The sequence below is a fragment of the Streptomyces bathyalis genome (assembly GCF_015910445.1).
GTDB lineage: Bacteria > Actinomycetota > Actinomycetes > Streptomycetales > Streptomycetaceae > Streptomyces > Streptomyces bathyalis.
The window spans coordinates 2778435-2800869 of the sequence record NZ_CP048882.1 but is presented as its reverse complement, the minus strand read 5'-3'; the positions used below and the strand labels follow the sequence as shown (position 1 = coordinate 2800869).

Genomic DNA, 22435 nt, shown 5'->3' with positions numbered 1-22435 from the left:
GTGCGGTCCGGCTGCTGATCCCGAACTCTGTTCGGGGCAGCTGTTCAAGTGGGGTGGGTGGTACGGCACTCGGATGTGCCGTGCCGCCCGTACCCTGTCAGTACGGCATCAAATAGCGGTTGCCGAAGACTGGAGGCATCACCACATGCTGATCGCTCAGCGCCCGTCCCTGACCGAAGAGGTCGTCGACGAATTCCGCTCACGGTTCGTTATCGAGCCGCTGGAGCCGGGTTTCGGATACACCCTCGGTAACTCCCTGCGTCGCACGCTCCTCTCCTCGATCCCCGGCGCTGCTGTCACCAGCATCCGGATCGACGGTGTTCTGCACGAGTTCACGACCGTGCCGGGCGTCAAGGAGGACGTCACCGACCTCATCCTCAACATCAAGTCCCTGGTCGTCTCCTCGGAGCACGACGAGCCGGTCGTGATGTACCTGCGCAAGCAGGGCCCCGGCCTGGTCACCGCGGCGGACATCGCCCCGCCGGCCGGTGTCGAGGTGCACAACCCCGACCTGGTCCTGGCCACGCTCAACGGCAAGGGCAAGCTGGAGATGGAGCTGACGGTCGAGCGCGGCCGCGGCTACGTCTCCGCCGTGCAGAACAAGCAGATGGGCCAGGAGATCGGGCGCATCCCGGTCGACTCCATCTACTCGCCGGTGCTCAAGGTCACGTACAAGGTCGAGGCGACCCGTGTCGAGCAGCGCACCGACTTCGACAAGCTGATCGTCGACGTCGAGACCAAGCAGGCCATGCGGCCGCGCGACGCCATGGCCTCGGCCGGCAAGACTCTGGTCGAGCTCTTCGGCCTGGCCCGCGAGCTGAACGTCGACGCCGAGGGCATCGACATGGGTCCGTCCCCGACGGACGCCGCGCTCGCCGCCGATCTGGCGCTGCCGATCGAGGAGCTGGAGCTCACGGTCCGCTCCTACAACTGCCTCAAGCGCGAGGGCATCCACTCCGTGGGTGAGCTCGTGGCGCGTTCCGAGGCGGACCTGCTCGACATCCGCAACTTCGGCGCGAAGTCGATCGACGAGGTGAAGGCGAAGCTCGCCGGAATGGGCCTCGCCCTGAAGGACAGCCCGCCCGGATTCGACCCGACGGCCGCCGCGGACGCCTTCGGCGCCGAGGACGACACGGACGCCGGCTTCGTCGAGACCGAGCAGTACTGAGCCTCGCCGAGCGGTTCTGATCCACGGGGTCCCACCGCGGCCCCGTTGCCCCGGCCGGGAATCCGCCCGGCCGGGCTCCCTCTCGCCCTGGCGGGCCTGGGGGAACCACATCCCGGTACCTGATACGGCCGGAACTGTCACTGGTACCTGATACGGCCGGTGCAGGAACACAGAAGGAGAAGCACGATGCCGAAGCCCACCAAGGGTGCCCGCATGGGCGGCAGCGCCGCGCACCAGAAGGCGATGCTGGCGAACCTCGCCACGAACCTTTTCGAGTACGGGCGCATCACCACCACGGAGGCGCGGGCACGTCGGCTGCGTCCCGTCGCGGAGCGTCTGATCACCAAGGCGAAGAAGGGCGACCTGCACAACCGTCGCCAGGTCATGCGCACGGTGGCGGACAAGAGCGTGGTCCACACCCTCTTCACCGAGATCGGTCCCCGCTACGAGAACCGGCCGGGTGGCTACACCCGCATCACCAAGATCGGTAACCGCCGTGGCGACAACGCGCCCATGGCCGTGATCGAGCTGGTGGAGGCCCTCACCGTGCAGCAGCAGGCTGTCGGCGAGGCCGAGGCCGCGACCAAGCGGACGGCGAAGGAGGCCCCGGCCAAGAAGGCACCGGCGAAGAAGGCCGAGGGCGACGAGGCGGCTGCCGGCGAGAAGAAGGCCACAGCCAAGAAGGCGCCTGCCAAGAAGGCCGAGGACGACGAGGCCGCTGACGGCGAGAAGAAGGCAGCTGCCAAGAAGGCTCCGGCCAAGAAGGCACCTGCCAAGAAGACCGCCGCCAAGAAGGCCACCGCGAAGAAGGAGTCCGAGGCAACGGCCAAGACCGATGCCAAGTCCGAGGCCGAGGGCGGCGAGTCCGCGGCCGGGGAGTCGAAGGACGCCTGACACTCGTGGAGCTCTGAGCGGGCCCGTTCCCTTCGGGGAGCGGGCCTGTTCGTTCTTCATCGGGAGAGGAACGGGAGGATCGGCTGCGTGACGGATGGGACGTACGGGACGGACGCGGTGGAGCCCGGCAAGGTACGGGTGCGGCTCGACCTGAGCTACGACGGCAAGGACTTCTCCGGCTGGGCCCGGCAGCGGAGCCGGCGGACCGTGCAGCAGGAGCTGGAGGACGCGATCCGCGTGGTGCTGCGCCTCGGGCAGCAGGACGAGGCCGTGCCGGTGGATCTGACCGTCGCCGGCCGTACGGACGCCGGTGTGCACGCGCGGGGTCAGGTCGCACACGTCGACCTGCCTGAGGAGGTATGGGCCGAGCACAGCGGGCAGTTGCTGCGGCGCCTCGCCGGGCGACTGCCGATGGATGTGCGCGTGTGGCGGGTGTCAGCGGCGCCGCCGCACTTCAACGCCCGCTTCTCCGCGATCTGGCGGCGCTACACGTACCGGGTGAGCGACCATCCCGGCGGCGTCGACCCGCTGCTGCGCTCGCACGTGCTCTGGCACAACTGGCCGCTCGACGTCGACGCGATGAACGCCGCTGCCGGGCATCTGCTCGGAGAGCACGACTTCGCCGCGTACTGCAAGCGGCGCGACGGCGCGACCACCATCCGCACGCTGCAGCAGCTGCACTGGGAACGGCACGACGACGGCGTGCTGGAGGCGACGGTCAAGGCAGACGCCTTCTGCCACAACATGGTGCGCTCGCTGGTGGGAGCGATGCTCTTCGTCGGTGACGGGCACAGGCCCCCGAAGTGGCCGGGGGAGGTGCTGGCCGGGCAGGTACGGGACTCCGCGGTCCACGTCGTGCGGCCGCACGGGCTGACCCTGGAAGAGGTCGGCTATCCACCGGACGAGGAGCTGGCGGCGCGCAACCTCGCGGCGCGCACCAGGCGTTCACTGCCTGCTGGGGGCACCTCCCCGGCGGCAGCCGGGGGAGGCGCGGCCGCAGCTGCGAGCTGCTGCTGAACGGCCGCCGGCGGCTTGCCTCTTCGGCCGTCCGCTACTCCTCGGGCGAGGCACCGACGGCGGCCGCCGCCTGCTCCTTGCCGCGCTTGAGGATCCGGGCGTAGGCGTACGTGGAACCGTCGCGGCCCGCCTGCTCCGCCTTGGTGTCGGCGGCGGTGGAGGGCTTGCCGTTGGTGCGTCCCGAGATCGTGAAGTAGGCGTACCGGCCGAAGGAGTTGGCAGTCGTACGGCAGGTGACCGTGCGGCAGAAGTCGGGGACGCCCCCGCCCTTCAGGGCGACGAGGTTCGGCTTGTACTGCTTCTTCACCTTGGCCGCGGTCCTGGCGTCGTCGAAGACCGCGATCCCGACCGTGACGCCGAGCTCGCCGCGCGTGTAGGTGGCCCGGAAGAGGCTCTCGCAGCCGTTCTTGCTGAGCACCGGGCCGAGACCGGCGTGGGCCGCGTCGGTGCAGCCCTTGCTCGCATCGGTCGAAGCGCGCTTGTACGGACGCCCGTTGATGCTGACGCGCTTGGACGGGAAGAGCGTGCCGACGGTGAGCGGGGCCTTGTCGCGCTTGGCGTCGGAGATGAAGTCCCGGGGCGGTGGAGGGGGCGGCGGCTCGTCCTTGAACGTCGGGTCCGGCTGGCCCGCGGTGCTCGACGGCAGATCCTCGGGGGTCGGGAGGGTCTCCGACGGCTTGTCGGAAGCGCTGCCGCCGCTACCCCCCTCGTTCATGACCGCGACAGCGACGATGCCGGCCACGACGACCGTGGCGAGCGCACCCGCACCCGCGATCATCCAGCGGCGCTTGCGCGTGCGGTCCCGCTCCGTCTCGTCGGCGAGCGCGGCCCAGTCGGGAGTGGAAGAACCGCCCGGACCCTCGCCGGGTCCACCCTGCCCAAAGCTCATGGGCGCATCATATTCGTTTGGTTGCGGGTGATTGCCAGCGCGAGTATGAGCCCATGGGCCATCTCGAAGTCGCGCATCTCGAGTACTTCCTCCCTGACGGGCGGGCGTTGCTGTCCGACGTCTCGTTCCGGGTCGGAGACGGTGCCGCCGTTGCGCTGGTGGGCCCGAACGGGGCCGGGAAGACGACGCTCCTGCGCCTGATCTCGGGCGAACTGCAGGCGGACGGCGGCACGGTGACGTCCAGCGGCGGACTGGGCATCATGCCGCAGTTCATCGGCGCGGACACGGGGACGAACGGTGAACGGACCGTGCGGGACCTGCTGGTGTCCGTGTCACCGCCCCCGGTCCGCCGCGCCGCCGAGGAGGTGGACGCCGCCGAACTGGCCGTCATGGAGGCGGACTCGGACGACGAGGACACGCAACTGCGGTACGCGCAGGCCCTCGCCGACTGGGCCGAGGTGCAGGGCTACGAGGCCGAGACGCTGTGGGACAAGTGCACAACCGCCGCGCTCGGTACGCCCTTTGAGAAGGCGCGGTGGCGCACGCTGAGCACTCTCTCCGGCGGCGAGCAGAAGCGCCTGGTGCTGGAGGCACTGCTGCGCGGCACCGACGAGGTGCTGCTCCTGGACGAGCCCGACAACTATCTCGACGTCCCTGGCAAGCGGTGGCTGGAGCAACGCCTCAAGGAGACCCGCAAGACGGTGCTGTTCATCTCCCACGACCGTGAACTGCTGGCCCGTGCCGCGCAGAAGATCGTCAGCGTGGAACCGAGCCCGGCGGGTTCCGAAGTGTGGGTGCACGGCGGGGGGTTCGGCAGCTATCACGAGGCGCGGCGGGAACGGTTCGCACGCTTCGAGGAGCTGCGCCGCCGATGGGACGAGAAACGCGCCCAGTTGAAGCGGCTGGTGCTGGACCTTCAGCAGTACGCGGCGCGCAGCAGCGAGATGGCCTCCCGGTACCAGGCGGCGAAGACGCGCCTGCGGAAGTTCGAGGAGGCCGGGCCGCCGCCCGAGCCCCCACGCGAGCAGCGCATCGCGATGCGGCTGCGCGGCAGCCGTACCGGCGTGCGCGCGGTGACCTGCGAACAGCTGGAGCTGACCGGGCTGATGAAGCCGTTCAGCCTGGAGGTCTTCTACGGGGACAGGGTCGCGGTGCTGGGCTCGAACGGGTCGGGCAAGTCCCACTTCCTGCGGCTGCTGGCGGGCGGCCCGGACGGTGGATCGGTTGCGCACACGGGCAGTTGGAAGCTGGGCGCGCGTGTCGTGCCGGGGCACTTCGCCCAGACGCACGCCCACCCCGAACTCGCCGGACGCACCCTGCTGGACGTCCTGTGGACGGAGCACGCCAAGGACAGGGGCGCGGCGATGTCCGCGCTGCGCCGCTACGAGATGACCGGACAGGCCGAGCAAACCTTCGAGCGGCTGTCGGGCGGCCAGCAGGCACGCTTCCAGATCCTGCTGCTGGAACTGGAGGGCACGACGGCGCTGCTGCTGGACGAGCCCACCGACAACCTCGACCTGGAGTCGGCGGAGGCGCTGCAGGCCGGACTGGAGGCGTACGAGGGCACGGTGCTGGCCGTGACGCACGACCGCTGGTTCGCGCGGTCCTTCGACCGGTTCCTGGTCTTCGGCGCGGACGGTGTCGTACGGGAGACGCCGGAGGCCGTATGGGACGAGGGGAGGGTCGAGCGCGCCCGCTGAGCGGCCGTCGGACGCACGGGCGAGGCGGCGACGCAGGCGCGGAACGGAAGCGCGGCGTGGGGGCGGAACGGAAGTGCGGCGAGGCGGCTGACGGAGCCCGGGAACGGGAGCCGGGGCCGATCACAGCGCGTGTACGGCCCGCTTTGACCCGTACGGGTGCGCCCCGGTAAGCTGCCGGTTCGTTGTGTGTATTGGCTTGCTCATTCTCACGTGGGAGGGCCTTACACCCGGCCCACCGGCCGATGACCAGCGATCAGCACAAGCGGCTCGCGTCACCGCAGTGCGGTCAAGGCTGTCGTGATCTGCCAGGTGGCCTTGTCAGGACTCTTCCCGTGGCCCCTCCGGGGCATTGGGAGGCCGTCCCCTGGTCCTGCGGGCCCGGGGATACCCCACCTAGAAGAAGCGAAGGCTACGACAGTGCGTACGTACAGCCCCAAGCCCGGCGATGTAAAGCGCCAGTGGCACGTCATCGACGCGCAGGACGTTGTCCTGGGCCGTCTGGCCACCCAGGCCGCCACCCTTCTCCGGGGCAAGCACAAGCCGGTGTACGCGCCTCACGTCGACACCGGTGACTTCGTCGTCATCATCAACGCCGACAAGGTGCACCTGTCCGGCAACAAGCGGACTCAGAAGATGGCCTACCGCCACTCCGGTTACCCGGGTGGTCTGCGGTCCGTCCGCTATGACGAGCTGCTGGAGAAGAACCCCGAGAAGGCCGTGGAGAAGGCCGTCAAGGGCATGCTCCCGAAGAACACCCTGGGCCGCCAGATGCTCTCGAAGCTGAAGGTCTACGCGGGTGACCAGCACCCGCACGGCGCCCAGCAGCCCGTGCCGTTCGAGATCAGCCAGGTCGCGCAGTAAGTCCGGCCACCAACCCGATACAGAGAGAAGTTGAGGAGAACCGTGGCCGAGACCACTGCTGAGACCCCCGTAGAGGGCGTCGAGGAGTACACGACCGAGACCCCCGAGGCGCCGGAGGAGTTCACCTCCGAGTCGCTCGCGTCCCGCTTCGGCGACCCGCAGCCGGCCGCCGGCACCGGGCGCCGCAAGAACGCCGTCGCCCGCGTCCGTATCGTCCCGGGCAGCGGCAAGTGGAAGATCAACGGTCGCACCCTTGAGGGGTACTTCCCCAACAAGGTGCACCAGCAGGAAGTCAACGAGCCCTTCAAGGTGCTCGAGCTGGACGACCGCTACGACGTCGTCGCCCGCATCAACGGTGGCGGCATCTCGGGCCAGGCGGGCGCCCTGCGCCTCGGCGTGGCCCGTGCGCTGAACGAGGCGGACACGGACAACAACCGCGGTCCGCTGAAGAAGGCCGGCTTCCTCACGCGCGACGCTCGTGCCGTCGAGCGCAAGAAGGCCGGTCTGAAGAAGGCCCGCAAGGGCACGCAGTACAGCAAGCGCTGACGCGCCGTACTGGCTGCGCTGTTCACAGCAGCGATACGAACCGCCCCGGGGGTACGAAACCGTGCCCCCGGGGCGTTCGTCTATCAGGAGGACGGACGCGGGGCGGGCCACACGGCGGGTGCACAGGTGCCGGCCGGGACGGCACGCTTCCCGCGTGCACTCGGTATACAACGCGCGGCGACGGGCACCTTTGGTGAGTGCGGGCGGCGCGTGAGCGTGCCGGACGCGGGGGAGTGCGGAAGACCGGGGCGCGGCGGATACCTTGCACGGATGGGGCCGGGCTCGGACCTTCCATACGGACCGGGTGGTGTCCGGTTCGTGTTCGGCTCATATGCGGCTCGTATACAGCTCGTATCCGGCCGGGAGCCGCCCTCGGCCCGGTACGACTCGACTCGACTCGGAGGAACCACAAGTGGGACGACTCTTCGGAACGGACGGTGTGCGCGGTGTCGCCAACGAGGGGCTGACCGCCGAGCTGGCGCTCGGCCTGTCGGTCTCGGCGGCGCATGTGCTCGCTGAAGTGGGCTCGTTCGAGGGCCACCGGCCGGTGGCCGTGGTCGGACGGGACCCACGAGCGTCCGGGGAGTTCCTGGAGGCCGCCGTCGTCGCGGGCCTGGCGGGTGCCGGTGTCGACGTGCTGCGCGTGGGCGTGCTGCCCACCCCGGCCGTCGCCTATCTGACCGGTTCCCTCGGCGCGGACCTCGGCGTGATGCTCTCCGCGAGCCACAACCCCATGCCCGACAACGGCATCAAGTTCTTCGCGCAGGGCGGCCACAAGCTCGCGGACGAGCTGGAGGACCGTATCGAGGCGCTGTACCACGAGCACGGCACGGGCCAGCCCTGGGACCGGCCGACGGGTGCCGCTGTCGGACGCGTCCGCGACTACGACGAGGGCTTCGACAACTACGTGGCCCACCTCGTCGGCGTGCTGCCGAACCGGCTCGACGGGCTGAAAGTGGTCATCGACGGCGCGAACGGCGCGGCCTCCCGCGTGTCCCCGGAGGCGTTCGCGCGCGCCGGTGCCGAAGTGGTCACCATCGGCGCCGATCCGGACGGGCTCAACATCAACGAGAACTGCGGCTCGACCCATCTGGACGGGCTGCGCGCGACCGTCGTGGAGCACGGTGCCGACCTGGGCGTCGCGCACGACGGCGATGCGGACCGCTGCCTTGCCGTCGACGCGGAGGGCGAAGTGATCGACGGCGACCAGATCCTCGCCGTCCTCGCCGTGGCCCTGCGGGACTCCGGGCACCTGCGCAAGGACACCGTGGTGGCCACGGTCATGTCCAACCTCGGCTTCAGGCTCGCGATGGGCCGTGAAGGGATCGAGGTGCTGCAGACGGCGGTCGGCGACCGCTACGTGCTGGAGGAGATGAAGCGCGGCGGATACGCGCTGGGCGGCGAGCAGTCGGGGCACGTGATCGCGCTCGACCACGCCACCACCGGCGACGGCACGCTGACGGGGCTGATGCTCGCCGCCCGCGTCGCCTCCACGGGCAAGTCCCTCTCGGAACTGGCGAGCGTCATGGAGCGCCTGCCGCAGGTGCTGATCAACGTGCGGGACGTGGACAGGAGCCGGGTGAAGACCTCCGGTGAGCTCGCCGCCGCCATCACGGACGCCGAGCGCGAGCTGGGCGCGACCGGCAGGGTGCTGCTGCGTTCGTCCGGTACCGAGCCGCTCGTCCGGGTGATGGTGGAGGCCGCGGACAGCGAGCAGGCCGAGTCCGTCGCGGGCAGGCTGGCCGACGTGGTGAAGAGCTCGCTCGGCTGAGCCTCTGGGCCCCGCAGCGGTCGGCTGCACTTCCTCCTGGGACGGGAACCGCCGGGCGCACACGGCTCGGACGGCACGGTGCTCCGGGCGGTCGGCCAGGGGCCGCCCCCGGTGACGGCCCGCTCAGAGCTTCCGCAGCGAGAGCCGCTCGACCTTGTGGTCCGCCCCCTTGTGGAGCTGCAGCGTCGCTCGTCCGCGCGTGGGCGCGATGTTCTGCCGCAGATTGACCTCGTTGATGGTGCGCCAGGTCCGGCGTGCGTACGCCAGTGCCTCTTCCTCCGTCACCTGCGTGTAGCGGTGGAAGTAGGAGCGCGGGTTCTGGAAGGCCGTCTCCCGCAGCGCGCGGAAGCGGGTCAGGTACCACTGCTCGATGTCGCTCGTGCGGGCGTCGACGTAGACCGAGAAGTCGAAGTGGTCGGAGAGGGCGAGCCGGGGGCGGCCGTCGCGGTCGGGCAGCGGTGGCTGCAGCACGTTCAGCCCCTCGACGATGAGTATGTCGGGCCTCCGTACGGTCAGCCGCTCCCCGGGGACCCGGTCGTAGATGAGGTGCGAGTAGACGGGGGCCGACACCTCGGGCTTGCCGGCCTTGACGTCGGCGACGAAGCGGGTGAGCGCCCGGCGGTCGTAGGACTCGGGGAAGCCCTTGCGCGACATCAGGCCGCGCTCCTCCAACTCGGCCGTGGGGAGCAGGAATCCGTCGGTGGTGACGAGTTCGACGTGCGGGTGCTCGGGCCACCGGGCGAGCAGCGCGCGCAGCAGCCGGGAGACCGTGGACTTCCCCACGGCGACGCTGCCCGCGACGCCGATCACGAACGGGGTGCCGCGCTGCGCGTCCGCGTCGCCGAGGAAGGTGTTCACCGCGGAGCGGAGGCCGTGCGTGGCGGCCACGTAGAGGTTGAGCAGCCGGGAGAGCGGCAGGAAGACCTCGCGCACCTCGTCGAGGTCCACGACGTCACCGAGGCCGCGCAACTCCTCGACCTCGTCCGCGTTCAGGGGGAGCGGCGTGCGTTCGCGCAGCGCGCTCCATTCGGCACGTGAGAGATCCACGTAGGGCTTCGTCGGCACGGGGACCATTCTGCGCCGTATTCATGGCCGGAAACCGGTGTGCCGCCGCGCGGAACTGCCCCGGGAGCGATTGAGAGGGCGGAGCGGGGACATCGGAGGGCTCGGCACGAACCCTCCGTGAAAATAGGATGTGCAGACGGTGTACGCCCGGGGGTTTATGCCGCTACGTTTCCCGTCATGTCCCTCCGCATCGGCCACATGAGCCTGAAGCACCGCATACGAAGAAGACCCGCCCTGGCCCAGGCGCATCCGGACCGGGACTTCGCGGCCCGCATACAGGGCGATCTGGCACTGGACTACCTGCCGGACGAGGACCTGGCCGAGGATCTGACGGAGAGCCTCGACATGTACGTCCTGGGCAGCAAGCCGCGGTGTGAGGAAGCGGAGTACCTGGAGCTGGTCGAGGACGCCATAGAGCGCATCGCACGGGGCCACTGAGCGCCCGTCGGCGCCCGGCCGCGTCCACGCTCTAGGGTGCTCGCATGTGCGGAATCGTTGCGTACACGGGAGGGCGTTCCGCCCTTGCCGTGCTCCTCGAAGGGCTGCGCCTGCTCGAGCGTCCCGATTACGACTCGGCCGGGGTCGCTCTGCTCGTCGACGGCGGACTTGCCGCGGCGAAGAAGGCGGGGACGTTCGGGGACGTGCGCGAAGAGCTGAGAGTGCGTCCGCTGCCCGCCGCCACGACGGGGATCGGGCACATCCGCCGCGCCACGCTCGGACCGCCCACGGACGTCAACGCGCACCCGCACATGGACGATTCGGGACGCGTCGCGGTCGTCCAGAACGGCGACATCGCGGGCCACGAGCAGCTGCGCGCCGAACTCGCCGCCCGCGGCCACGTGTTGGTCTCGGAGACTGACACGGAGGCCGCGGCCCATCTCCTCGCGGAGCACTACTCCTCCAGCGGCGACCCGGCCGAGGCCATGCGCCAGGTCTGCCGGCAGCTCACCGGCAACTTCGCGCTGGTCGCCGTCCACGCCGACGAACCCGAGGTGATCACGGGCGGATGCCGCGGGCTGCCGCTCACGGTCGGCATCGGCGACGGGGAGACGTTCCTGGCGTCCCACGCAGCGGCGTTCGCGCCGCACACAGGCGAAGCGGTCGATGTCGGGGACGGCCGGGTGGTGACGGTGCGGCCCGACGGCGCATGGATCACCGACCTGAACGGGGTTCCCGTGGATCCGCTCCCGTACGACGTGCGCACGGCAGCCGCACGCGAGCCGGACGTGCACGTTGAGCCGGCCGAGGACGAGGCCGTCGGGGGTACCAGGTGATCGTCGGGGTCGGCATCGATGTGGCCGCCGTCGACCGGTTCGGCGAGGCGCTGGAGCGCACCCCGACACTGGCCGAACGGCTCTTCGTGGACGCGGAGTTGTGGCTGCCCGGCGGTGGCAGGCGAGGCGTGGCGTCACTCGCCGCCCGCTTCGCAGCGAAGGAGGCGCTGGCAAAGGCGCTGGGTGCGCCGGGCGGTCTGAGCTGGACCGACGCCGAGGTCGTCCAGGCCGATTCGGGCCAGCCGTCGCTGAGGGTACGGGGAACCGTGGCGGCACGCGCCGAGTCGCTGGGCGTGCGGGGATGGCACCTGTCGCTCTCGCACGACGCGGGCATCGCGTCCGCCGTGGTGATCGCCGAGGGGTGACCTCCGCGGCGTGACCGCCCCCGCGGTGAACCCGGTCAGCGCCCGTCGTCCCCGTGTGGTCCGCACCGCTGGTGCGCCGTCAGACTGGTGGCATGAGGACTGCTTACAGCGTGGAGACCGTACGGGCGGCCGAGCGGGCGCTGATGGAGCGCCTCCCCGACGGTGTGCTGATGCAGCGCGCCGCGGCCGGGCTCGCGGCGACGTGCACGGGAATGCTCGGACGGACGTACGGCAGCCGTGTCGTGCTCCTCGTCGGCAGCGGCGACAACGGCGGCGACGCGCTGTTCGCCGGAGCGCGGCTCGCCCGTCGCGGAGCCGGGGTGAGTGCCGTACTGCTGTCGCCGGAGCGGGTGCACGAGGGCGGCCTCGCGGCGTTGCGCGCGGCCGGGGGGCGTGTACTGGTCGCGCCGGGAGCCGTCGTCGAGGGCGTCGCCGTGCCGGTGGAACCGGTCATCGCAGGTGCGGACCTCGTCGTGGACGGCATCGTCGGGATCGGCGGCAAGGGCGGGCTGCGTCCCGCGGCCGTCGAGCTGATGGAACTTGTGCGCTCGCCGGTGGTGAGCGTGGACCTGCCCAGCGGTGTCGACGCGGACACGGGCGAGGTGACGGGCGTCGCCGTACGGGCCGACGCGACGGTGACGTTCGGCGCGTACAAGCCGGGGCTGCTGCTCGATCCCGCGCGGGAGTACGCAGGGGCGCTGCGCCTGGTCGACATCGGGCTCGGGCCGCTCCTCGAGGGGCGCCCGGCTGCGGAGGCCCTGCAGCACGCGGACGTGAACGGGCTGCTGCCCCGCCCGGGGGCCGAGAGCGACAAGTACCGGCGCGGCGTGGTCGGCGTCGTCGCCGGGTCGGCGCGCTATCCAGGGGCGGCCGTGCTGACCGTGTCGGGGGCGCTGCGCGGCGGCGCGGGAGCCGTGCGCTACGTGGGACCCGCCGCCGACGCCGTGATCGCCCGGCACCCGGAGACGCTGGTGTCCGCGGGCCCGCCGAGCAAGGCCGGACGCGTGCAGGCATGGGCCGTCGGATCGGGTCTGGGGGAGGACCGGGAGCGGCTGGAGGACGTGCTGTCCGCCCACGTGCCGGTGCTCATCGACGCCGACGGGCTGCGGCTGGCGGAGGAGTCGGCGCTGCGCGCCCGCACGGCGCCGACCGTACTGACACCGCACGCCGGTGAGGCCGCCGCGCTGCTCGGCTGGGAGCGCGGCGAGGTCGAGGCGCGCCGACTCGCGGCCGTACGGGAGCTGGCGGACCGTACGGGCGCGACCGTGCTGCTGAAGGGGTCGACGACGGTCGTCGCCGGTCCCGGCGGCGTGCGCGTCAATCCGACCGGCAGCGGCTGGCTGGCGACCGCCGGCACGGGCGATGTGCTCTCGGGGCTGATCGGTTCGCTGCTGGCCGGGGGCCTGGACGCGCTGGACGCGGCCTCCGCCGGGGCGTACGTGCACGGGCTGGCGGGACGGTTCGCACCGCGGCCGGCTGGAGCCTCCGACGTCGCGGACGCGCTGACGGCCGCCTGGCGCGACCTGCTCCGGGACGGCCGGGCCGACGGCAGGCCGGCGGCCTGCTGACGTGTGCTGTCAGCCGAGGGGCTTCTCGCAGAAGTACCCCGCTGGGGGAGCCGCCCAGCGGTAGCTGGGGAGGGTCGTGGTACCGGGGCTCTCCGCGTCGCCGTGACGTTCGTACGGCCGCCGCCCCCCACCAGGTCGCTCCGGGTGCCCAGCCGCATGGTCGTGGCGCCGAGACCCGCGGCGGCGTGTTCGGCGGCGGTGAGCAGCCGGGCTCCATGGCCGTGCCCGCGGGCGCCGGGACGGGGCCAGACCTGCGTCATCTCTGCCGTCTTCGGGGCGAGCCGCGCACCCGGCGGGCCCGCCGTCGGTGACGCCCCGCACGACCAGGAAGACGCCACCCGGTGGTGCCAGGTCCGGCACGGGCATGAGGGCGTACTCCTCGTCGATCTCTGGCGGCACCGGCCAGCGGTAGCTGGGGCAGGGGCGCGGGGCTCCCGTAGTACCGGCTGATGAGCCCGTCGAGGCAGGAACGGCCCCAGGGCGACGAGGCCCTCGCCGGCGACCGGCGCCGGAGCGATTGCCCGGTGCATGCCTGGAGTTCTCGCCGCGCCTTGCGGCAGCAGCAAGCGGTTCTCCCCCGCATGTGCGGCGGGGCGGCGCGGAACCGGGACGGTACGGAGAAAGGCCGTACCGGTTCACCTGAGACACTGACACGGTGAACGACCGCCCCAGCCCGACCACTTTCCCCGCGCCGCCCGCAGCGGGATCCCGCCGCGCCCGCGCCGAGATCGACCTCGACGCCGTGCGCGCGAACGTCCGTACGCTGCGCGCCTGCGCACCGCGCGCGGAGCTGATGGCCGTGGTGAAGGCCGACGGATACGGGCACGGAGCCGTGCCCTGCGCCCGGGCGGCGCGCGAGGCGGGCGCGTCCTGGCTGGGGACCGCCACGCCGCAGGAGGCCCTGGCGCTGCGCGCCGCCGGAGACGCCGGACGGCTGATGAGCTGGCTGTGGACACCGGGCGGGCCGTGGCAGGAGGCCATCGAGGCGGACATCGACGTCTCGGCGAGCGCGCTGTGGGCGCTGGAGGAGATCGTCGCGGCGGCCCGCAGGAGCGGCCGCACCGCGCGGGTCCAGCTCAAGGCCGACACAGGTCTCGGACGCGGCGGCTGTCAGCCCGCGGACTGGCCGGGCCTCGTCGCGGCCGCACGTGCCGCCGAGGCCGAGGGCGCCGTCAAGGTCACCGGCATCTGGTCCCACTTCGCCTGTGCGGACGAGCCGGGGCACCCCGCCAACGCCGCACAGCTCGACGCCTTCCGCGAGGCGCTGACGGTGGCCGAACGCGCGGGTCTCGACCCCGAGGTGCGGCATCACGCCAACTCGCCCGCGACGCTGACACTTCCGGAGTCGCACTTCGACCTCGTGCGGCCGGGCGTCTCCGTCTACGGGCTCTCGCCGTCGCCCGAGGTCGGAGTGGCGGCGGAGCTGGGGCTGCGTCCGGCCATGACGCTGAGCGCCTCGCTCGCCCTGGTCAAGGACGTGCCCGCCGGGCACGGCGTCAGCTACGGCCACACCTACCGCACCGCCGGTCCCACCACCCTCGGTCTGGTGCCGCTCGGCTACGCGGACGGGGTGCCCCGGCACGCCTCCGGGACGGCACCGGTGCTGGCCGCGGGCAAGTGGCGGACGGTGGCGGGGCGCGTCGCGATGGACCAGTTCGTCGTCGACCTCGGCGGCGACGCGGCCTCCGCGGGCGACGACGTCGTGCTCTTCGGCCCCGGCGACCACGGAGAACCGACCGCGGAGGACTGGGCGCGGGCCGCGGGCACCATCTCCTACGAGATCGTTACGCGTATCGGCGCCCGGGTATCACGGATCCATACGAACGAACGGGCGAATACGGGGGGTTGAACGGATGACGACGGTGTTGGAGGCCGAGGAGATCGCGGACGCCGCGGCCCGCGCCGCCGAGGCGGTCCCGGGCGGCGGTCGCGGGGGATGGGGCCGGCGGGCCGGGTTCGCCGGAGCGACGCTCGGACTGGTGGCGGCGGGTGTCGCCGTGGAGCGCCTGACGGTCAACCGCGGGGTACGGCGCAAGGCCCGCCTCGCCCTGGACGCGGCCGGTCCGTACGGCTCATTGCGCGGCACCCCGGGCACGGTCCGCGCGGAGGACGGCACGGAGCTGTACTTCGAGACCGACGAGCCCGAGTTGTACGAGGACGCCTCCGACCCGGAGGCAGGCTCCGGCTCCGCCGGCGGTTCCCGTGGGGCCCGTACGGGCAACAGGCGCGCGTCGGACGACTCGGCGCCTCTGGCCGCACGTACCGCCGCTGCCGCGGCGGCGGGAGACGGCGTCGGTGGCCCGACGGTGGACCCGGTGCGCATCGAGGCGGGGGCAGGCGAGGGCGACGTGTGGCCAGGGGCCCCGCCGACCCCTCACCGCAGCCGCCTGATGCGGATGCTCAGACGTCGCCCCGGGCCGGCGGACGGCCCGGACGGCCGTCCCTCGCGGAGGACCCCGGCCACACCGCCCACCGTCGTCTTCACTCACGGCTACTGCCTCAGCCAGGACGTCTGGCACTTCCAGCGGGCCGCCCTGCGCGGCGCCGTGCGCACCGTCTACTGGGACCAGCGCAGCCACGGCCGCTCCGGCCGCGCACCCGTCGGCGAGCCTGTGACGATCGACCAGCTGGGCCGCGATCTCAAAGCGGTGCTCGACGAGGCCGTCCCGGAGGGGCCGATCGTCCTCGTCGGCCACTCGATGGGCGGCATGACGGTGATGGCGCTCGCCGACCAGTACCCCGGGTTCGTCGCCGAGCGCGTCACCGGCGTCGCCCTGATCGACACCAGCGCGGGCGGCCTCGGTGAGGTGACGTACGGACTGCCGCTCCCCACTCTGGGCGTCAAGGCGGTGCGGCGGGTCGTGCCCGGAGTGCTCAAGGCGATGGTCGCGCAGAGCGCGCTGGTCGAACGCGGCCGGCGGGCGACCGCGGACCTCTTCGCGGGGCTGGTCAAGCGCTACTCGTTCGGGGACGCCGGGAGCGTCGACCCGGGGGTGGCGCGCTTCGCGGAGCGCCTGATCGAGTCGGTGCCGATCGACGTCGTCGCGGAGTTCTACCCGGCGTTCGAGGCCCACGAGAAGACGGAGGCGCTCGCGGCGTTCGACGGGTGTTCCGCGCTCGTGCTCGCGGGGGAGCGTGACCTGCTCACGCCGTACGCGCACAGCGAAGCCATCGCCGCGGCGCTGCCCTCGGCCCGGCTGCGGATTCTCGAGAAGACCGGCCATCTGTCGATGCTGGAGCGCCCGCACGAGGTCAACGAGGCCCTGGCGCAGCTGATCACCCGCGCCGTGACCGGCGGCTGAACGCGGCACCGCGCACGGGATCAGGGGGAAGCGCGGCGCAGGGCGCCGCCCGCCGCGCGTACCATCCGGACGCATGGAAGCACCACAGTCCCCGGCGGCGGCCGAGCCGCTCGCCGTCCAGCACACCGCCCTCGTACCGACGCCCGAGCGGATGCAGGAGGTGGGGCGGCGCATTGCCGGGCTGCTCGGCCCCGGTGACCTCGTACTGCTCACGGGCGAGCTGGGCGCGGGCAAGACCACGCTCGCACGCGGCCTCGGTGCCGCGCTCGGAGTGCGGGGCTCCGTCACGTCGCCCACCTTCGTCATCGCGCGCGTGCATCCTCCGCTCGGCGACGGGCCGCCGCTCGTGCACGTGGACGCGTACCGGCTGGGCGGGCAGGGCCTGGAGGGCATGGACGACCTGGATCTGGACGTCTCCCTGCCCGAATCGGTCGTGATCGTGGAGTGGGGCGAGGGAAGGGTCGAGGAGCTCTCCGAGGACCGGCTGCACGTGGTGATCGGGCGCAGAACCGGCGAACACGCGGACGCCGCGGCGCACAGCGGCGCGGACGACTCCGCCGGCGAGAACGGCGGGGACGACGAGCGGACGGTGACGGTCACCGGTGTCGGCGAGCGGTGGCGAGGGGTGGATCTCTCCGTTCTCGGGTGACGTTCCGGCAGGCAGGCCGTGCGGACGCATGTGCCGACAGGTTGTCGGCAAGATGTTGCACCCGCGGTGGCGGGCATGGTCAGATGGTCGGGAGAGCGGGGTTAGGTCTGCCTCACTTGACCCGCCCGCCCAGGAGCCACGGGAGGATCCCATGCCCGCCGAAGACCGAGCGCGGAAGCCCGGCGCGCTGCCGTCGGCTCCACAGGAGACAGGCGTTTCGATGAGTGCGCTGCTCGCGTCCTGCGCGGCCGCGGACGCGGTCTCGACACCGCCGTCGGACGCCGACCAGCAGGCTGAGCGCGGGAAGCGGGCGAAGGCGGACGGCGACGAGGGATCCGCCGCGGTGGCGGGGAGCCCCAGGTCGCATCCCGGCCAGGACGCCGCCTGACAGTCGGCACAGGACTCCGGAGACATCGCTCGGCCGTCCGGTCAGGGCTCGCGCGCCCCGGCGCGTGACGCTGCCGTGAGGGCGCCTCGCTAGCGGACCACCACGACCTTCGTGCCGATGGTGGCGAACAGCCACATGGCCTCTCCGTCCGCCCGGCGCTCCCGGATCCCTCCGGTCGGCTCCACCGGGTCGGCGTCCGGCAGCGACCCGTCGAGCGCCGCGCTGAACCCTATGGTCGTGCCCTGGCTGGTCGCGAAGCGCACCACGTTCTCCACCGGCACTCCGTCCGAGCCGGTCACGTGCGGGGCGCGGGATTCGACCTTGTACGTACCCGGCTTCGGGTCGACGGAGCTGGGGGCGACGCGGAAGGTGCGCTTCACCTCCTGGTTCCGGCCCATCAGCCAGACGCGGTTGCGGTCCAGGTCGTACACGACGCGCTCGCCCGCGCCGGAGAAGGCGGGGAGGTTGGTCTCCCGCTCCTTCTTCTCGCGCTCCGACAGACCGCCGGAGCCGCCGCGGGAGTCGGAGGAGCCGGCCTTCTCGCGGTCCTGCGCGGCGCTCGCCTGATATGTGAAGAAGCCGATGACGGCGAGGGCCGCCGCCGTAAGCGCGGCCACGACCGCTCCCGCGCTGCTGCCACGTGCCACCGTGTGCCGCCACCTCTCAGTCCGCATTCGCCGCGACGACGGTAGCAGCAGGCGGCACATCCCCGACCTGGGTGCCGGGCGGGCGGAGCCGTACCGGCTGCCACGGGGGCGAGTTGGAGATCGCGAAGGCCCTGTGGTCGCATGATCCGATGAGCGCGCACGGATCCCCGACAAGTTCCACGTCATGGACAAGGACGGCACCGAATCCTTACGAGCAGCTGGCGTCGCCGGACGCACCCCCCATGGCTCCGCACAGACCCAGCCCGTACGACGCGCTCGCGGCAGACCCCGCTCCCGCCCCCGACGGAGAGCCCCCGGCCGGCTCCGGCCTCTACGGCAGCCCGTACGACGACTTCCGCGGCGACGTGGGGGACGTGTACGACGAGGGCTCCGGTCGGCAGCCTTCCGAGCCCGAGGGCTTCCTCGGCGGATTCTCACCGCGCTCCGGGTACGACGGCCCCGAGGACCGGATGCCCTATCTGCGCGCGGTGCGCAGACGCCGCCGCTCGCTCATGGGCAGGGCCGTCAAGACTGCCGTCGCGGTCGTCGTCCTGCTCGCGTTCCTCGTCGTCGGCGACCGGTGGGCGGCGCTCTACGCCGAGAACCAGGCCGCCGGAAAGGTGCAGGGCGCGCTGAAGCTGCATGCGGAACCCGAGGTGCACATCCGCGGCTTCCCCTTCCTGACGCAGCTCGCGGACGAGCGGCTCGACCACGTCGACATCGCGGTCCCGGACATGCCCGCCGGGCGGATATCCGTCGCTCAGGTGAAGGGTTCCGTCGACGACGTACGGATCGTGGGCGGCGCCCCGTCCTCCATCAAGGGCGCCGTGCTGGGCCGGATGAAGGGCGACGTACTGCTCGACTTCGACGACCTGGACCGCGAACTGGGCACCTCCCAGGTGGACTTCACCGCCGGCTCCCGCGACACCGTGCTCGCGCACGGCGAGCTGCCGGTGGCGGGCAAGCGGGTCGAGGTGGGGGCCCGCGCCCATCTGCGGCGCACCGGTGACCACGGTGTGGGCACGACGGTCGACCGCATGCGGCTGAAGGTCCCCGGTCTGTTCTCGTACACGCCGGGCAAGGACGGCGGTCTGCGGCTCGCCCGTCCCGTCGCCGAGCGGATCAAGCGGGACGCGGCGGAGGCGAAGGCACTCTTCCGTGTGGGGTCGGTGGCCGAACGCTTCGGGCTGACCCCGCAGCGCGCGGCGCAGGTACGGCAGAGCGAGACGGAGCTGCGCCGCACGACGGGTGCTCCGCGCTTCGTCGACAGGCTGATGAAGGTCAACATGCTGGACGTCCTGGTCGAGCACCCCTCCCTGCTGAGGCGGATCGGCATCGACCCGGGCCTCATCGGGAGCCTGAAGAAGATCGAGGAGCCGAAGCTGGCGGAGAAGCTGTCGCTGTCCGTGCGGCTGCCGGAGGTGCCGGGAGATGTGCGGTTGCGCGGGATCTCCGTGGAGAAGGACGGGATACGGGCGCAGCTGACGGGCTCGGAGATGCCCTTCGGGGGCGCGGAGAAGGCGCGTCAGGGACCCGGCGGGCAGCGCTGAGAATTCACTGCCGAGTGCCTCGCGTGCGGTGAGTCACCCGAAAGCGTCCCGTGCGGGACCCCGGGACCGGCCGCTCCCCGTTCGCCGTAGGCTGGCTACCGTGCTGCTGCTAGCTCTTGACACCGCCACCCCGGCCGTCACCGTCGCGCTGTACGACACCGACGGTGACCGCCTCCTCGCGGCCTCCGACCAGACCGACGCCCGCCGCCACGGCGAGCTGCTGCTGCCCTCTGTCGACCGGGTGCTGCGCGAGGCCGGCCGCCCGCTGCAGGACGTCGACCGGGTCATCGTCGGTACGGGCCCTGGCCCGTACACCGGGCTGCGGGTCGGGCTGGCCACAGCCGAGTCCTTCGGCGCCGCCCTCGGCGTCCCGGTGCTCGGAATGTGCACGCTCGACGGCATCGCGTACGCCTCCGGGCTGGAGGTCCCCTTCGTCGTGGCGACGGACGCCCGCCGCAAGGAGGTCTACTGGGCGCGGTACTCCGATGCCCGCACCCGCCTCGACGACCCGGCGGTGGACCGCCCCGGCGAGCTGCCCGCGGAGGTCACCGCGATGCCCGCCGTCGGGGCCGGGGCCAGGCTCTACGAGGAGATCTTCACGGGTCTGCGCACGGACCTTCCCCTCGACCAGTCGGCCGCGGCGCTCGCCTGCCTCGCCGCCGAGAGGCTCGCCAAGGGCGAGGAGTTCCCGCCGCCGCGCCCGCTCTACCTGCGCCGCCCCGACGCCCGCGTTCCCGCCAACTACAAGGTGGTCACGCCGAAGTGACCCGGACCGCCGCCGAGTACCGCAGCGGGGGCAGCGCCGATGTGGTCCTCCGCGAGATGCGCTGGTGGGACATCGATCGCGTGCTGGAACTCGAACGGATCCTCTTTCCCGAGGACGCATGGTCGGCCGGCCTGTTCTGGTCCGAGCTCGCGCACGCCCGCGGCTCCGGGGCCACCCGCCGCTACATCGTGGCCGAGGAACAGGACGCCGGGCGTCCGGCGACCGGTGCCCCGGGCGCGGGCGAGCCGGGATCCGGTACCGGCGGCACGCTCGTGGGCTACGGCGGTCTGGCCGCCGTCGGCGGCACCGGCGACATCCAGACGATCGGAGTCCTCCCCTCCCACCGCGGCACCGGCCTCGGTGCCCGCCTGCTGGGCGAACTCCTCGCCGCGGCCGCCGGGTTCCGCTGCCACGAGGTGCTGCTGGAGGTCCGCGTGGACAACGCACCCGCACAACGTCTCTACGAGCGCTTCGGCTTCACCCGGATCGGGTTCCGCCGCGGCTACTACCAGCCCGGAAACGTGGACGCCCTCGTCATGCGCCTGGAGACCCCCGCCCCCTCGACGAACTCCCAAGGAACGAAGACTCATGGCTGACGAACCCCTCGTCCTCGGCATCGAGACCTCCTGCGACGAGACCGGCGTCGGCATCGTCCGCGGCCACACGCTGCTCGCCGACGCCATCGCCTCCAGCGTCGACGAGCACGCACGCTTCGGCGGCGTCGTGCCCGAGGTCGCCAGCCGCGCCCATCTGGAGGCGATGGTCCCCACCATCGAACGCGCCCTGCGCGACGCGGGCGTCGCGGCCTCCGACCTCGACGCCGTCGCGGTCACAGCGGGCCCGGGGCTCGCCGGCGCGCTCCTCGTCGGTGTCAGCGCCGCCAAGGCCTACGCGTACGCGCTGGGCAAGCCGCTCTACGGGGTCAACCACCTCGCGTCCCACATCTGCGTCGACCAGCTCGAACACGGCGCCCTCCCCGAGCCGACCATGGCCCTGCTCGTCTCCGGCGGTCACTCCTCGCTGCTGCTCGCCCCCGACATCACGGCGGACGTGCGCCCCCTCGGCTCGACCATCGACGACGCGGCGGGAGAGGCGTTCGACAAGGTGGCGCGGGTGCTCAACCTCGGCTTCCCGGGCGGCCCTGTCATCGACCGGTACGCCCGTGAGGGCAACCCCGAGGCGATCGCCTTCCCGCGCGGTCTGACGGGCCCCCGCGACGCCCCGTACGACTTCTCCTTCTCAGGACTCAAGACGGCCGTCGCCCGGTGGATCGAGGCCAAGCGCAACGCGGGCGAGGAGGTCCCCGTACGCGATGTGAGCGCGTCGTTCCAGGAGGCGGTCACCGACGTCCTGACGCGCAAGGCCATCCGTGCCTGCAAGGACGAGGGCGTCTCCCATCTGATGATCGGCGGCGGCGTAGCGGCCAACTCGCGGCTGCGTGCCATGGCCGAGGAGCGCTGCGCCGACGCGGGCATCGAGCTGCGCGTGCCCCGTCCCAAGCTGTGCACGGACAACGGGGCGATGGTCGCCGCTCTCGGCGCCGAGATGGTCGCGCGCCGCCGCGCCGCCTCCGACTGGGACCTTCCGGCGGACTCCTCGCTCCCCGTCACCGAACCGCACGTGCCGGGCCAGGGGCACACTCACGCCCACGACCACGTGCACGAACTGAGCCGGGAGAACCTCTACTCATGACCGTCGCCCTGATGTGGGAGGCGAAGGCGTCCGAGGGCCGCGGCGGTGAACTGCTCTCCTGGGCCCGTGCCCAGGAGCTGGACGCCTCCCCGCAGCGCCGGGAGACCTTCCGGGCACCCGGGGACCGCGTCCTGGTCATCACCTGGTGGTCCGCGGAGTTGTCCGCGAAACTCCCCGAACTCCCGGACCCACCCGAGCAGTTGACGGCCCGTCCCGTGCATCGCTGGCGGTTCGAACAGGTCTGAGGGCCGCACGCGGGAGCCCTCCAGGACCGGGCACCGAGGCGCTCGCAGAGCACCAACAGAACCTGGACATCCCGCACT

At 72.0% G+C, this 22435-nt stretch carries 21 protein-coding genes and 3 pseudogenes; 20 read left to right on the top strand and 4 right to left on the bottom strand.

The genetic code is table 11. The features are described 5' to 3' along the window. Positions 1-145: 145 nt before the first annotated feature. From G4Z16_RS11990 to truA, 3 genes and pseudogenes are all read left to right on the top strand, one after another. The gene (locus tag G4Z16_RS11990) at positions 146-1168 is read left to right on the top strand and encodes a DNA-directed RNA polymerase subunit alpha (RefSeq protein WP_028433881.1); all 1023 of its coding nucleotides are present in this window, start codon (positions 146-148) and stop codon (positions 1166-1168) included. Positions 1169-1354: 186 nt separating this feature from the next. Further along, positions 1355-1846: pseudogene (gene rplQ, locus G4Z16_RS11985) on the top strand (50S ribosomal protein L17); the annotation flags it as partial. Between the two features lie 333 nt (positions 1847-2179). Next, positions 2180-3079, top strand: coding sequence for a tRNA pseudouridine(38-40) synthase TruA (truA, locus tag G4Z16_RS11980; protein ID WP_197354416.1), 900 nt, complete (start codon positions 2180-2182; stop codon positions 3077-3079). Positions 3080-3113: 34 nt separating this feature from the next. On the opposite strand, the gene G4Z16_RS11975 is transcribed toward truA, so the two are convergent. Next, positions 3114-3968, bottom strand: coding sequence for a hypothetical protein (locus tag G4Z16_RS11975; RefSeq protein ID WP_197350798.1), 855 nt, complete (start codon positions 3966-3968; stop codon positions 3114-3116). Between the two features lie 53 nt (positions 3969-4021). Between G4Z16_RS11975 and G4Z16_RS11970 the strand changes: the two genes are divergently transcribed. From G4Z16_RS11970 to glmM, 4 genes are all read left to right on the top strand, one after another. Beyond that, positions 4022-5668, top strand: a complete 1647-nt coding sequence (locus tag G4Z16_RS11970; RefSeq protein ID WP_197350797.1) for an ABC-F family ATP-binding cassette domain-containing protein — start codon at positions 4022-4024, stop codon at positions 5666-5668. A gap of 417 nt (positions 5669-6085) precedes the next feature. After that, the gene (rplM, locus tag G4Z16_RS11965) at positions 6086-6529 is read left to right on the top strand and encodes a 50S ribosomal protein L13 (protein WP_028433885.1); all 444 of its coding nucleotides are present in this window, start codon (positions 6086-6088) and stop codon (positions 6527-6529) included. Positions 6530-6571: 42 nt separating this feature from the next. Next, positions 6572-7075: a 30S ribosomal protein S9 gene (rpsI, locus tag G4Z16_RS11960; RefSeq protein WP_197350796.1), complete on the top strand. Its 504-nt coding sequence runs from the start codon at positions 6572-6574 to the stop codon at positions 7073-7075. Between the two features lie 412 nt (positions 7076-7487). After that, complete coding sequence (gene glmM, locus G4Z16_RS11955; RefSeq protein WP_197350795.1) at positions 7488-8846, top strand: phosphoglucosamine mutase; 1359 nt, start codon at positions 7488-7490, stop codon at positions 8844-8846. 123 nt (positions 8847-8969) lie between these two features. Here glmM and coaA read toward each other — a convergent pair whose 3' ends face one another. After that, on the bottom strand, positions 8970-9920 hold the full coding sequence (coaA, locus tag G4Z16_RS11950) for a type I pantothenate kinase (protein WP_197350794.1): 951 nt from the start codon (positions 9918-9920) through the stop codon (positions 8970-8972). Positions 9921-10088: 168 nt separating this feature from the next. Here coaA and G4Z16_RS11945 point away from each other — a divergent pair, with 168 nt between their 5' ends. The 4 genes and pseudogenes from G4Z16_RS11945 (at position 10089) to G4Z16_RS11930 (ending at position 13118) form a co-directional block, all read left to right on the top strand. Next, a complete protein-coding gene (locus tag G4Z16_RS11945; protein WP_028433889.1) occupies positions 10089-10349 on the top strand; it encodes a hypothetical protein in 261 nt (86 codons plus the stop codon). 44 nt (positions 10350-10393) lie between these two features. Continuing rightward, positions 10394-11110 (top strand): annotated as a pseudogene (locus tag G4Z16_RS11940) (hypothetical protein); the annotation flags it as partial. Positions 11111-11181: 71 nt separating this feature from the next. After that, positions 11182-11550 carry a holo-ACP synthase gene (locus G4Z16_RS11935; RefSeq protein ID WP_055485877.1) on the top strand — a complete coding sequence of 123 codons (369 nt, stop codon included), beginning with the start codon at positions 11182-11184 and terminating at the stop codon, positions 11548-11550. Between the two features lie 92 nt (positions 11551-11642). Beyond that, positions 11643-13118: an NAD(P)H-hydrate dehydratase gene (locus tag G4Z16_RS11930; protein WP_197350792.1), complete on the top strand. Its 1476-nt coding sequence runs from the start codon at positions 11643-11645 to the stop codon at positions 13116-13118. Between the two features lie 146 nt (positions 13119-13264). Here G4Z16_RS11930 and G4Z16_RS33250 read toward each other — a convergent pair. Beyond that, a pseudogene (locus tag G4Z16_RS33250) lies at positions 13265-13648 on the bottom strand (GNAT family N-acetyltransferase); the annotation flags it as partial. 125 nt (positions 13649-13773) lie between these two features. On the opposite strand from G4Z16_RS33250, the gene alr reads away from it, so the two are divergent. The 4 genes from alr (at position 13774) to G4Z16_RS11910 (ending at position 17457) form a co-directional block, all read left to right on the top strand. Continuing rightward, positions 13774-14967 (top strand): alanine racemase, encoded by a 1194-nt coding sequence (gene alr / locus G4Z16_RS11925; RefSeq protein ID WP_197350791.1) that lies wholly within the window; start codon positions 13774-13776, stop codon positions 14965-14967. A gap of 4 nt (positions 14968-14971) precedes the next feature. Further along, the gene (locus tag G4Z16_RS11920; protein ID WP_197350790.1) at positions 14972-16420 is read left to right on the top strand and encodes an alpha/beta fold hydrolase; all 1449 of its coding nucleotides are present in this window, start codon (positions 14972-14974) and stop codon (positions 16418-16420) included. A gap of 73 nt (positions 16421-16493) precedes the next feature. After that, the gene (tsaE, locus tag G4Z16_RS11915) at positions 16494-17069 is read left to right on the top strand and encodes a tRNA (adenosine(37)-N6)-threonylcarbamoyltransferase complex ATPase subunit type 1 TsaE (protein ID WP_197350789.1); all 576 of its coding nucleotides are present in this window, start codon (positions 16494-16496) and stop codon (positions 17067-17069) included. A 220-nt stretch (positions 17070-17289) separates the two neighbouring features. Continuing rightward, positions 17290-17457 carry a hypothetical protein gene (locus G4Z16_RS11910; protein ID WP_197355069.1) on the top strand — a complete coding sequence of 56 codons (168 nt, stop codon included), beginning with the start codon at positions 17290-17292 and terminating at the stop codon, positions 17455-17457. 89 nt (positions 17458-17546) lie between these two features. Here the strand turns inward: G4Z16_RS11910 and G4Z16_RS11905 are convergent, their stop codons facing one another. Next, the gene (locus G4Z16_RS11905; RefSeq protein WP_246530810.1) at positions 17547-18104 is read right to left on the bottom strand and encodes a L,D-transpeptidase; all 558 of its coding nucleotides are present in this window, start codon (positions 18102-18104) and stop codon (positions 17547-17549) included. Between the two features lie 242 nt (positions 18105-18346). On the opposite strand from G4Z16_RS11905, the gene G4Z16_RS11900 reads away from it, so the two are divergent. The 5 genes from G4Z16_RS11900 to G4Z16_RS11880 all read left to right on the top strand — a co-directional run bounded on the left by G4Z16_RS11900 (position 18347) and on the right by G4Z16_RS11880 (position 22357). Beyond that, positions 18347-19654, top strand: coding sequence for an LmeA family phospholipid-binding protein (locus G4Z16_RS11900; protein ID WP_246530809.1), 1308 nt, complete (start codon positions 18347-18349; stop codon positions 19652-19654). Between the two features lie 100 nt (positions 19655-19754). Further along, complete coding sequence (gene tsaB, locus G4Z16_RS11895; RefSeq protein WP_197350786.1) at positions 19755-20420, top strand: tRNA (adenosine(37)-N6)-threonylcarbamoyltransferase complex dimerization subunit type 1 TsaB; 666 nt, start codon at positions 19755-19757, stop codon at positions 20418-20420. Positions 20421-20476: 56 nt separating this feature from the next. Continuing rightward, the gene (rimI, locus tag G4Z16_RS11890) at positions 20477-21016 is read left to right on the top strand and encodes a ribosomal protein S18-alanine N-acetyltransferase (protein WP_197354414.1); all 540 of its coding nucleotides are present in this window, start codon (positions 20477-20479) and stop codon (positions 21014-21016) included. Further along, positions 21009-22112, top strand: a complete 1104-nt coding sequence (gene tsaD / locus G4Z16_RS11885) for a tRNA (adenosine(37)-N6)-threonylcarbamoyltransferase complex transferase subunit TsaD (RefSeq protein ID WP_028433898.1) — start codon at positions 21009-21011, stop codon at positions 22110-22112. Before rimI ends, tsaD begins: the two co-directional genes overlap by 8 nt. Beyond that, positions 22109-22357, top strand: coding sequence for a hypothetical protein (locus G4Z16_RS11880; protein WP_197350785.1), 249 nt, complete (start codon positions 22109-22111; stop codon positions 22355-22357). Before tsaD ends, G4Z16_RS11880 begins: the two co-directional genes overlap by 4 nt. Positions 22358-22435 lie beyond the last annotated feature (78 nt).